The organism is Victivallis vadensis (assembly GCF_003096415.1).
In the GTDB taxonomy this organism is placed as follows: Bacteria; Verrucomicrobiota; Lentisphaeria; order Victivallales; family Victivallaceae; genus Victivallis; species Victivallis vadensis.
In genome coordinates, this window is sequence record NZ_QEKH01000028.1 from 58,020 (window position 1) to 69,670 (window position 11,651).

The window sequence follows — 11,651 nt, forward strand, 5'->3', positions numbered from 1 at the left end:
TCAATAGCCCAGATAGAAACGCTGTGCGCGCTGACTGCTCCAGTCGAAAGTCGGCATATAACCGCGCCACGAGCTGACATGTCCGTCAAGCCAGCCGATCACCCGGTTTTCGCCGTGCGGATTCGGCATCTTGTAACTGCCGTCGCTGGCCTCGTTGTTGACTCCGTTCAGCCGCGCCCGGCTCAACTCCCAGTAGCCGTCGGAAAAATGGAAGGTTTCAGTCGGGTAGCGGAACCGCGAAGTCTTGCCGGTCACTTTGGTGAAATATCCGGCGATGATCGATTTGAAGCCGGAAGCCTCATCGCCGTCCGTGGAGGTATTGATGCCGTAGCCGCCGCGGGTCTTGCCGACCTGCGTCCACCCCAGTTCATTGTAACGCTCCCGGGGAGTGCCGGGGCACTCATAGATTTTCGGATTCGTCTCCTCACTGCCGTCCGCCCCCGCATTCAGAAGTTCCGGCAGCCCGATATACGGTCCGAGCAGGTTGCGCCAGCTCCACACCGGCGACCATCTCGTACCGTAAACCGCGAACACCATATTGTCGTTATTCTCCGTCGAATACATGGTCGCCGCCGTGGTAATCTGCTTCATATTGTTGGTACAGGCGCTCTGCTGCGCGGTCGTTCGCGCCCGGTTCAGCGCCGGCAGCAGCATGCTCGCCAGAATCGCGATGATCGCAATTACCACCAGCAGCTCAATCAGCGTAAAATTCCGGCGCATAATGCCGAGTATGTTAATGTGCCGGGCGTGTTTTGCTTGCTGCATTTCCTTGTCCTTTACCTTGTTACGCATTTTTACCTCCGCCATAAGTCGGTTGTGTTTCTTTTAAAGGCCATTACTTAAAGGCCACTACAGGCAACAAACTGGGCGTTACGTCTTATGCGGATGGCTCCGGAGGGCCAATCGCCCTCCGGACCTCCCCGCTCGCCTCGGGACTCCCGTTGACTTGCGAAGCACTCCCATTCGCGGGCACGGCTTCGCCGCTTACTTGTCCGCCTGCGGCGGCCAACTCCTCAACGTTCGCTGCGCTCACTACGCCGGAGGGGCTTCGCTCTCTACGTTCGGCTTCGTCACTATCGTTCCTCGTTATTTTGCTGCCGCAAAATAATTCCCTCACATTCGTTCGCGGCGCTGACCGCGCTTGTTGTGCGCCGCGTAAAAGACGGCGTGGTCTTACTTATGCGCCGCGTAAATGGTCTTGGAGACCAACCAAGGCTCGCCTGTACCAGTAGCCGCACGCCCCCCGAAGGGGCATTGGCGTGCGCACCCGGCAGCGGCACCTTGCCGCCACCTTGCCGCCCGCTTAACATACTCGGCATTATGCGAAATCAGCCCCGCAATCAGATCAGAAACGGGCACTCCGTAATCACATAACTCATCGGGAAAATTTCGTGAATCGTCTCCTCCGGCACCTCCTTGCGAACCCGGCCGCTCAGATAGCGGATCGCCCGGCCGCACATATCGTTAAACGGCATCCGGCCGCAGGAAACCGCGCCGCGGCTCAATGAAAAACTGTCGACAATATCGTCAAAACAAAACAGATAGACCGGTTTTTCCAGCCGCGGCAGCGCGCTTTCGACCGCGGCGTACACATAGGTCACCAGGTATTCGTAGCACACGAACAGGAAATCTGGGCGCAGCCGGATCATCCGTTCGGCGAGCTGTCTGCAAAGATCCACATCGCCCGGCAGGATCAGTTCCTCATTGATCCTGACTCCCAGTTCATCGTGCGCCTGCCGGTAGCCCAGCTCCCGCATCCGGGGGGCATACCCGAAATTCGCGGCGGCGCTGCCGACGAAAAGCACGGTGCGGTCGCCGTCGCCGAGCATGCGCCGGACGATCCGGCGGGTGGCCTCCGCATAATCGACCGCCACGTAACTCAATTCCGGCAGGTCGGTGATCCGGTTCAGCAGCAGCGTCGGAATCCGGCGCGCCAGCTGCACTGCCTGCGGAAAATACTCCGGTTCCAGCGATGCGAAAAACGCCGCATCAATGCGTTCGCCCGCCAGCAGCTCCTCCAGACTCAACAAACGCAGATTGCAGTTGCAGCGGGCGCACGCCTGCTGCGCTTCCGCCAGAATCTTCAGGGAAAAGGGGCGCGGATTGCCTTCCAGCGACGCCTCGATCCCGATTTCCAGCCGCTGGCCGGCCGCTTCCAGCGGAGTCGGCGCCTTGACGAACGTGCCGATGCCGGAGCGCCGGAAAATATGCCCTTCCTCCTCCAGCCGGACCAGCGCCTTGCGCACTGTCATGCGGCTGACGCTCAGCTGCCGGGCCAGTTCCACTTCGGAATCCAGCTGCATGCCCGGCGTCAGCACCCGCTGCTTGATCTTCGCCAGAAGCGTTTCGTAGACAAAAAGATATCCGTTGCCCGGCATGTGAATAATTTCCCTTCGCAGCTCCAATTTATACCGGTATTCTGTACCGGTCTAAAAATATTATACCACAAACCGGATTGAATGTCAAGAGGCGAATGTGTTTTTTGAAAAAAATCTGTCATTCGCCGAACTGGCTGCGTTTGCGGAAGGCGCTCGGCGATTCGCCGGTGAACTTGCGGAACTCCGCTGAAAAGTAGAGTGCGCCGGCGTAGCCGACCTGAAACGCGATCCATTTGACCGGCTGCTCGGTCAACCGCAGCAGCCGCATCGCGGTCTCCATGCGCCGCCGGATCAGAAAGTCGACCGGGGACTCCCCCAGATGCTTCCGAAAGAGCCGCCGCAGCGTCGCCTGGCTCAACCGGAACTCCTCCGCCAGTTCGCCGATGCTCACGGGCTGGTCCAGCCGCGCCTCCAGATAACGCAGAATCCGCTGCAGGATTTCCGGCGTATCGGCCTGATTGTTCTCTTCCGCCAGCATCAGCAGCAGCCGGAAGGCGAGCGCGGCGCTCTCCTGCTGCTTGTCCGCCGCATCTCCGGCGAGCAGCCCGGCGGCGCGGTCGAACAGCGCGTCGAGTTTCTCCGGGGCGGCAGGAGTCAGCACATCCACCCGGTCCAGTCCGAGCGAAGTCAGCAGCGGGCCGACCATCGGCCCGGTCAGCGCCAGCGTCCGCTTCAGCGCATAGTCGCAGTCGCAGCACTCCATCTCCGAATCCTCCCCGTGCCGCACCAGGAATACGCCGCCCGGCTCCACCCGATAGCTCCGGCGGTTCTGTTGGAAATGGAAATTGCCGCGCTTCACGAACTCCACCGCAAAGGTGTTCGAACGCTGCCGGAAACGGTAGCAGCCGGGCAGCCACTCGTCGTCGCCGGTGAAGTCGATCCGGATCGGCCAGTTTTCCAGCGGCGGCTCGGAGTGGTCGAAAATAAAGTGGTGTACCGGGAACTTCCCGACGTCGATCCCGCCGGACCGGGTCCGGGCGTTGTCCTCGAAAAAGCGGATCCGTCCGCGCCGTTCCTCCCGCATCATCCGCCCTCCTTCGCGATTTTTATATATCCTTGATCGAATATCATATATTTTTTGTCGAAAATCACTTTGTGATCGGCTTTCATGATTGTATAATATAGCATAGGAAATCACAAAAACAACGGGGTACATCATGGCTCATCAACCGATATTGAATGTGTGGGGCGGCGGACAGCTGCTCGGCTTTTCCGCCTTCGACGGCGAAACCGATTACGATTCGGGGCTGGTGCTGCGCACCGTCGCCGACTGCTGCGGCTTCGAGATCAAGCTGCCGGTCGAAAGCGGCATCGTGCTGCCGGATGCGGAGCCGCCCCGCGCGTGCATGCTCGCCGGCGACCATTTCCAACTGGAGTGCTCCTCCGGCCCGGTGCGCGGCGCGTTCGCCGATGCCCGCCACTTCATCATCGACGGGGAGTGCCGGGTGTACGGCCTGAATGACGCGCTGCAGATCATCCGCCGTCCCGGCCGGACGGTGCTCGGCGTGCGCAAGGGATTCAACGAATCGTGGCTGGATGCGGACTTCGACGCGATTTTCCGGCAGCGCGCCGCGTGGCTGGCGAAACTGCCGCAGCCCGGACTGCCGACGGACGAGGCGCGCCGCACCTACTGGAAAGCGTGTTCGCAGCTCAAGACCCAGCTCAACTCCCCCTCCGGCTGCCTGAAGCACCGCTGGACCACGCCGGACCGCTGGCCGCACCGCAAGATGTGGCTGTGGGACTCCGTATTCCACGCGCAGGGGCTGCGCCGCCTCGATCCGGCCGTCGCGCGCGAAACGCTTGAAGCGGTATTCGACGGGCAGTGCGCCGACGGCTTCATCCCGCACATGGCGTCGCCGCACGAAAAAAGCGACATCACCCAGCCGCCGATCCTCGGCTACGGCATCAAGCTGATGCTCGAACAACAGCAGTCGCCGGAGTTCCTCGAACGGCTCTATCCCAAAAACGCCGCGTTCCTGAACTGGATTTTCGCCCACCGCGACACCGACGGCGCCGGGCTGGTCGAATGGGCGATCGAAGCGCACGAGATGTGCCGCAGCGGCGAGAGCGGGATGGACAACTCCACCCGGTTCGACGGCGCCACCCAGTTGGACGCGCCCGACTTCAACGCCTATCTCGCCTCCGAGTGTGAGATCATGGCGGAATTCGCCGCCCTTCTCGGCCGGCCGGAAGAACAGAAACTGTGGCAGGAGCGCCACCGGAAGCTGAACCATCTGATGAACGAACGGCTCTGGAACGATGCGGCGGGGCTTTACGTCGACTACGACCTCGCCGCCGGGAAGCAGTCCCCGGTGCTGAGCCTCGCGGGCTTCCTGCCGCTGATCTCCGGCGCGCCGACCGCCGAAATGGCGGAAAAACTGGTGCGGAACCTGAAGAACCCGGAAACCTTCGGCACCCCGTTCCCGGTTCCGTCGATCAGCTTCAGCCAGCCGGAGTTCTACAGCAAGGACATGTGGCGCGGCCCGGTCTGGATCAACATCAACACCCTGATCGCCCGCGGCCTCGACCGGTACGGCTACCGCGACGAAGCGCGGCAGCTCCGCAGCCGGACCATGCGCGAACTGGAGAAGTTCTACTGCAGATACGGCACATTTTTCGAGTTCTACGACGACCGGAACGAGTGCGACCCGCCGGAGCTGCTGCGCAAGTTCCGCTGCGATCCCGACCGCAGCGTCTACCATCAGGCTTTCATGGATTACGGCTGGAGCGCCACCCTCTATATCGATCTGGCTTTCACCATGTACAGTTAAACGGAAACAACGACAGGAAGGACAGTTTCATGAAAAGACGGATTTTTACCTTAATTGAGCTGCTCATAGTAATAGCCATTATTGCAATTCTGGCGGCGATGCTGCTGCCGGCTCTCAACAAGGCGCGGGACAAGGCGAAATCCTCCGCCTGCATGAACCAGCTCAAGCAATTCGGCCTCGGCTTCACGATGTTCGCGCAGGACCACCGCGACTGCCTGCCGAACCAGAATTCCGCCAACGGGCGCTATGCGCCGGGGGACGGCTGGCAGTCCAAATTCGGCTGGATCGACAGCCGGCTGTTCATCAAGGGAACCAATGCGGAATACGCGATGCTGGGAGCTTCGCGGCTCTGGCTGCGCGGCTACATCACCAGCTCAAAGATGTTCTTCTGTCCGAACGACCGGCTCAACACCCACGCGGCCAACTGGGAAGCGGTGGTCACCGGCTCCGCCGGAAGCACGCCGGAGAAGTTCAACGCCGAAAACACCAACTACCGGGGCAGCTACTACACGCGCGGCATCAGGGATGCGTGGTTCCTCGGAGGCAATCCCACCCAGATCGAATCGGAGAGCAAACTCAACCGCCTGAAGTCGGAACACTTCCTGCAGCTCTGCCGCAGCCACGCCACGGAGCCGACGCTCCCCTCCTCGCTGAAAATCTATCAATTCAACGTCCTGCGTCCTGACGGCAGCGCCCATATCGAGCAGAACAAAAAAAGCCAGTACGGGTGGTGAGCATGGTCAAAACATTGCTGGGGGCGGTACTGCTGGCGGGGACGGCGGCGGGCTGGGCCGGAAACAGCCCGGTACTGCAGCAGGAAGGGGATTACTTCTGCCGCGCCACGGACGCCCCCTTTAAATTCCGGGGAGAGCTGTCGGAGTGGCGGGAACGCGGCGCGCTGCCGCTCTTTCTCGCCGCAGAAAAAAACCGGATGATCCCGGACTGGGAGGGGCCTCTGGACGTCGATGCGACCGTCTATCTGCTGCATGACGCGCAATACCTCTATTTCGGCGCGCTGGTGCGCGACCGCCTGCCGTCGTACCAGCCGGTCCCGGAGGCGCTCTACCGGGGCGACGGCTTCCAGCTCGCCTTCGACCCTCTGGACGACACGATCCTGCCCGGCTACGACGCCAACGATATCGAGCTGGGCTTCGGGCGGCTGCGGGACGGCTCCGCGGCGGCGTACTGCTGGCGCGGCGGCGAAGCGCTTCCGACCGGCCCGCTCGCCGATGTCCACCTGAAGATCACTCCGGCGGGGGAGCATACGCTGCTGTACGAAGCGGCGATCCCGTGGCGCTGCCTCGCGCCGTTCGACCCGCGGAAGCTGGAGAAATTCGGCTTCGACGTGCTGTACAATTCGGCGCGCGACGGCAAGCGGCGCGGCTGGCTGCACTGGACTCCGGGAGTCGGCGAGGAGAAGCTCGCCTTCCTGTTCCGCAACATCCGCCTCGCCGGGAAAGGCGAAGGAGCCGCCGAAGCCGCGATCAACCTTGACCGTTCGCAATACTCCAGCGGCGACCCGGCGCTGGTGTCGCTCTATCTGCCGACGGAACAGGCGGGCAAGGGGCAGGTTCACTTCACCGTGCGGCAGGGCGAACGGGAGGTATGGCGCGAAACCGTCGGCTTCGACGCCCAGCCCGGCGGCACGGTGGTGCGGTGGGCCTACCAGATCGGGCGATTGCGCGGCGACGGCCTGCAGGTCGATGCCCGCGCCGTCTGGCCCGGCGGCGAAACCGCCCTGAACGCCGAACTGCTGAACCTCTCGCCGGAGAGCCTGAAACAGCAGGCGCAGGCGGTGGCGGAGCGCGCTTTTGCGTTCCGGAAGCGGCTGGAGGCGGCCCGCCGGGCCGGAGTCGCGGTCGACTATCCGCTGACCGCCCTCGCCGTCTGCGACGTGACGCTGAAATACCGGCGGCGCGATCTGGAAAAACCGGCGCTGCTCAAAGAGTACGCGCTTCTGCCGAAGATCCGCCGCCAGTTCCGACAGCTCGACGCGATGCTCGAACGGGCGGAGCAGGAGCTGGCCGGACTCGAATCCGGCGCCTTGAAGCCGCGCCCTGTCCCGGCTCCGCCGATGCGGAACCTGACCATCCGCGACGGCGCGTTTTACTCCGGCGACGAGGAGGTGCTGCTGATCGGCCCGCTGGGCTGGTGGGAGCCGTTCGACGACCTGAAATCGCTTTCGGAGCTGGGCTTCAACCTTTTCAGCAGCACCCTGATCGCCCAGGCGGTCACGCCCGCGCCGGACAAGGTGCGGCTCGACGGGGCCCGCCGCATCGACCGCGGGCTGCGGGAGGCGGCGAAGTACAATCTGGCCTTCGACTTCCTGATCTCGCCGCATCCGCTGCCGCAGGGCTGGAAGGAGAAGCATCCCGAAATGGCGCAGTATCCCTCCGGCGGCTGGATCGGCAGTTCGCTCTACCACACCGCCACCCGCACAATGATCGACGCGATGTGGAAGAACCTGCTGCCGGTGGTGCGCGACAATCCGAACCTGATCGCGCTGGATCTGGTCAACGAGTGGTCGTTTTCCGACGGCGTGCGTGAAATCCACCCGGTGATGCTCGCGAAATTCCGCGCCGCGATGCGGGAGCGGTACGGTTCCGTCGCCGCCGCCAACCGCAACTGGGGAACCGACTGCCGCGACTTCGATTCCCTTGATCCCATGAAGCTGAAGCGGGTCAGCGCCGGATTCCGGTACGACTTCGAGTCGTTCCGCAACCGGGAGGGGCTGGAAAATCTCCGCTTCCTGCGGGATACCGCGAGAAAATACGCCCCCGGCACTCCGCTGCACGTGAAGAGCATCGCGGTGACCGACCTCGATCCCGGCCAGTACCTGCCGGTCGGCGTTCAGCGCGAGGAGCGCGGCGAGATCACCGACTTCGCCGGGAGCGACTGCGCCGGAATCATGGAGCTGGACTTCTACCGCTCGATGGTGCCGGGCAAACCCGCCGCCGACACCGAATTTCACGTATCGGTCAACACCACGCCGCACGAGATGGCCGCCGATGCGTGGAGCGCGATGCTGCACGGCGAATCGCTGCGCGAATACTATGCGTGGACCGGTCGCTATTCGGCGGAACTGATGGCCGCCGGGGCGCTGCTCCACATCCCGGAATCGCTGGAGGCGCTCGGCCGGACCGCGCTCGACCTGCGGCGGCTCGCCCCCGAAGTGGTCGCGTTCCAGCGGCGGATTCCCGACGCGGAAGTCGCATTGCTCTACTCCCCGGCGTCGATGTACACCGTGTCGGAGTATCCGGCAAGGCTGCGCCGGGCGCACGCGGAGCTGTCGCACCTCGATCTGCCGGTCCGTTTCCTGAGCGAACGCCAGCTCGCCGCCGGGAAAACCGGCCAGGTCAAAGCGCTGGTGATCCCCGGAGCGCAGCGGCTGGAGCGCGAAACGGCGGAGGCGCTCGCCGGTTTCGCGGCCCGGGGTGGCACGATCTTGACCGCGCCGGGAACCCGGTTCACCGATCCCTACGGAGCGGCACTGCCCGGCTTCCCGGTGCGCGAAAGCGAGCTGACCGCGACCGCGTTCGACCGCGAGTTCGACCGGCTCGGCCTGAACCGCCCGGTGCGCGGCAACCTGCCCGGCGGCGCGCTGGAACTGCGTTCGGCCGAACGCAACGGCGCAATGCTCTTTTACGCCGTCAACTATGGCGCTCCCCGGGAGTTCCGGCCGCTGCTCGACGGCAAACCGATCGCAGGAGCGATCGAACTGATCTCCGGCGAAACGGTGAAGTTCCCGCTCCGGCTCCCCAACCGCAAAACCATGATCTTCGAGGTGAAACCATGAAATTCTTCTTTTTTCTCTCCCTTTCTTTGCTCGTATTTTCCCTCTCCGCCGCCGATCTTCACTGGAAAGGCAAAGGGGACGCTTTCACCCGCGAAAAGCCCGGCAGCTACATCTGGTGGAACCTCGGCCTGCGGCTCGCGCCGGGAACCTATCAGGTCAAAGCGCGAATTCGCGCCGACAAGGGTGAGGCCTTTACCATTCAGGCGGTGGACGCCTCCACCGGCAAAAGCTGCTGGCAGAAAGGCGTGAAGTGCCCGAAAGAGTACGCCGAACTCGACTTCGGCGAGTTTCACTACGACGGCAGCTACCTGCTGCGCATTTCGGACTGGAACCGGCCCGGCTTCCGCGTGGACTCCGTCACGCTTACGCCGGTCAAACTCGACGAAGTGCCGGACGCCCCCGCCGCCTCCTGCGACACTCCCGGCGGCTGGATTTCACTCGGCAAGGCCGCTTTGTCCTGCGACGACGCCGACCGGCGCGAAGGCAAAGCAGCGCTGAAAGTGGAAGTCCCGCCCGCTGCCGGACGCAAATGGTACGACGCGGGCGTATTGCGCCCGTTTCCGATGAAACGCGCTTCGATGATCTCCTTCTGGATCAAATTCGACAGCGAACCGGCCCCGTTCTGGGTCCAGATTTTCACCGCCGAAAAAGGGGTCGCCCAGAAGCTGAATCCCGCCGCGCTCGGTATCCGCAAAGGGGAATGGAAGTTCCTCGAACTGCCGGTTTCGACCTTCCACTTCCGCCCGAAACGTTCGGCCGTCGAAGGGGTCCGGGCGCTGCAGTTCTCCCCGGACGCCGGCTTTCAGGAACCGGTGATTTTCCGCCTGGACGACATCCTGCTCGAACCCTGACCGGAACATGCCTCCGGCGGCCTTCCCTCCGACCGGCAAGATGCCGGTACCGGGTACGATACCGAGCTTTTTGCTGCTCCCAAAGCTCGACGCCGAAGTATTGTGCCGCACATAATCAAGGAAGCAGTAAACACTTGTAAACCATATATATATCACGCAGAGGGAATATACATTTACGCTGAATATTGCACACACATGCGATCCCGCACAATTTCGACAATACGAAACGCAACGATGCTTCACCCTGTTCTATTTTCAACATGTTCGGATATAATATTATAGGTACCTGCTAATTGAAATATCTGAAGATTCATGTGAATTTGTAATAAATCAAAATGAATGGAACCTGACGAGAATAATATTTTTGCAGGTTCGGAGGATATCCTCCGAACCTGCAAATGAGAGTTCATTGAGTAATATTTTATTGCTACTTAAAAATGACTTCAAGAAAATGTGTAAATAAAAGAAAATCGGCACGTATTGAACCGGCACACCGTATGCGGTTTCCCTGAACCCGGCGTGGAATAAGCTCTCAGCAACGCAGGAATTCCGCAAGGTTGGTCACACGGTAGCGTTCTTCCTTAGAAATTTCATCTGCATACGAAATTCCGTGAAGGCGGTGCTGCAATGAAGCGCCGCGTCCGGAATACCGTGATAAATCAGCACGACCACCTTCCCGTTCACGCCGGAAGCGATCGCTTCCCGGAAAATGCCGGGATATTTGTGCGCGACCGGAAATGCCGGAATCCGCATGATCGAATCCGTTTCCGGACCGTAGCTGCAGCGCTGAGCCTCGCAGGCTTCCTGCCGCTGATCTCCGGTGCGCCGCCCACCGAACCGGAACGAGTGCGATGCGCCGGAGCTGCTGCGCAAGTTCCGCTGCGATCCCGACCGCAGCGTCTACCATCAGGCTTTCATGGATTACGGTTGGAGCGCCACACTCTACATCGATCTGGCCTTCACCATTTACATCTGACCGGAAAAACAAGGGGCTCCGCGATGAAGAATATATCTGTCAACCTGTTCCGTCAAGTGTTGAGTTTGATGTCTGAACAGGAATTTGAAGAAATAATCCTGAAACATGGTGGCAGCAAGCATCTTCAATCCTTTGACAGCCGGCCTCATTTTGTTCCGCTGGTCTTCCTGCCAACTTTTCGGGGAAGCCAAAGGTCCGGCGGCTTCACGTCTTTTCGGTTGATACTGTCCAACACAGCCCGGTAAATGATACAGGGTATTGTCACAACTGCAAAGCAAATAATGTATAGAAAAACAAAAGGTACAGTCAGGCCTCCCCATAATTTCTCACCGGCCTGCCGCCATGAAAACGGCTCACCGTCTCGGATAATTTCAGCCAGAAGCGCTTTCCCAGTAATCAAATTCAATTCAGAAAGAGAATTACGATAAACATCCCTATGAAAATAAAGCGTATTGCCCACTATTTTTACCAATCCGATGACATACTGCGGTAAAAGAATCGGCATTACCTGACGTGTTCCTGAAGAGATTTGACAAAGTTCAAATTTCCGCCCCTGTCAAGATAACACGGAATGTAGACAGCAGTTCTGGAAAACAGAGGCGGACCGCCAAAACGTCCGGAGAACTTACAGACAACCGACCGCCCCGAGAACTGCCCACCTGAATCTCTCCCAGATCAGCGTATTCCATGACAATCCCGTCCGCCTCGAAGCGCTCCGGAAAATTGCTCGGTATATACCCGTCCCGATTCATTTTCTGAATCATATTTGCTTTTTATCCCTGTGCACACCTGTCCTAACAATTTTCAAAATGGCGTAATTTTCTGATTACGCCCCCTCATTTTCATCTATTTCACACCAATTCTCAAAAGTAGCCCCCC

General features: G+C 60.6%; 10 protein-coding genes. 5 read left to right on the forward strand and 5 right to left on the reverse strand.

The window, feature by feature from the left end; all coding sequences use genetic code 11:
* The 3 genes from C8D82_RS15520 to C8D82_RS15530 all read right to left on the reverse strand — a co-directional run bounded on the left by C8D82_RS15520 (position 1) and on the right by C8D82_RS15530 (position 3,405).
* A complete protein-coding gene (locus tag C8D82_RS15520; protein ID WP_207776151.1) occupies positions 1-765 on the reverse strand; it encodes a prepilin-type N-terminal cleavage/methylation domain-containing protein in 765 nt (254 codons plus the stop codon).
* Between the two features lie 575 nt (positions 766-1,340).
* On the reverse strand, positions 1,341-2,378 hold the full coding sequence (locus C8D82_RS15525; protein ID WP_116885201.1) for a GntR family transcriptional regulator: 1,038 nt from the start codon (positions 2,376-2,378) through the stop codon (positions 1,341-1,343).
* A 118-nt stretch (positions 2,379-2,496) separates the two neighbouring features.
* Positions 2,497-3,405 carry an AraC family transcriptional regulator gene (locus C8D82_RS15530; RefSeq protein ID WP_165833119.1) on the reverse strand — a complete coding sequence of 303 codons (909 nt, stop codon included), beginning with the start codon at positions 3,403-3,405 and terminating at the stop codon, positions 2,497-2,499.
* Positions 3,406-3,535: 130 nt separating this feature from the next.
* On the opposite strand from C8D82_RS15530, the gene C8D82_RS15535 reads away from it, so the two are divergent.
* The 4 genes from C8D82_RS15535 to C8D82_RS15550 are packed head-to-tail and all read left to right on the forward strand — an operon-like array spanning position 3,536 to position 9,796.
* Positions 3,536-5,149 carry an amylo-alpha-1,6-glucosidase gene (locus tag C8D82_RS15535; RefSeq protein ID WP_116885203.1) on the forward strand — a complete coding sequence of 538 codons (1,614 nt, stop codon included), beginning with the start codon at positions 3,536-3,538 and terminating at the stop codon, positions 5,147-5,149.
* A gap of 29 nt (positions 5,150-5,178) precedes the next feature.
* The gene (locus C8D82_RS15540) at positions 5,179-5,883 is read left to right on the forward strand and encodes a DUF1559 family PulG-like putative transporter (RefSeq protein ID WP_116885204.1); all 705 of its coding nucleotides are present in this window, start codon (positions 5,179-5,181) and stop codon (positions 5,881-5,883) included.
* 2 nt (positions 5,884-5,885) lie between these two features.
* Positions 5,886-8,945, forward strand: a complete 3,060-nt coding sequence (locus C8D82_RS15545; protein WP_116885205.1) for a beta-galactosidase — start codon at positions 5,886-5,888, stop codon at positions 8,943-8,945.
* Positions 8,942-9,796 (forward strand): hypothetical protein, encoded by an 855-nt coding sequence (locus tag C8D82_RS15550; RefSeq protein ID WP_116885206.1) that lies wholly within the window; start codon positions 8,942-8,944, stop codon positions 9,794-9,796. The genes C8D82_RS15545 and C8D82_RS15550 overlap by 4 nt, the downstream gene beginning before the upstream one ends.
* 561 nt (positions 9,797-10,357) lie before the next feature.
* Here C8D82_RS15550 and C8D82_RS21315 read toward each other — a convergent pair.
* Positions 10,358-10,549, reverse strand: coding sequence for a hypothetical protein (locus C8D82_RS21315; protein WP_165833120.1), 192 nt, complete (start codon positions 10,547-10,549; stop codon positions 10,358-10,360).
* 67 nt (positions 10,550-10,616) lie between these two features.
* On the opposite strand from C8D82_RS21315, the gene C8D82_RS21320 reads away from it, so the two are divergent.
* Complete coding sequence (locus C8D82_RS21320) at positions 10,617-10,772, forward strand: hypothetical protein (protein WP_165833121.1); 156 nt, start codon at positions 10,617-10,619, stop codon at positions 10,770-10,772.
* 145 nt (positions 10,773-10,917) lie between these two features.
* Here C8D82_RS21320 and C8D82_RS21330 read toward each other — a convergent pair whose 3' ends face one another.
* A complete protein-coding gene (locus C8D82_RS21330) occupies positions 10,918-11,277 on the reverse strand; it encodes a hypothetical protein (protein WP_165833114.1) in 360 nt (119 codons plus the stop codon).
* Positions 11,278-11,651: the final 374 nt, after the last annotated feature.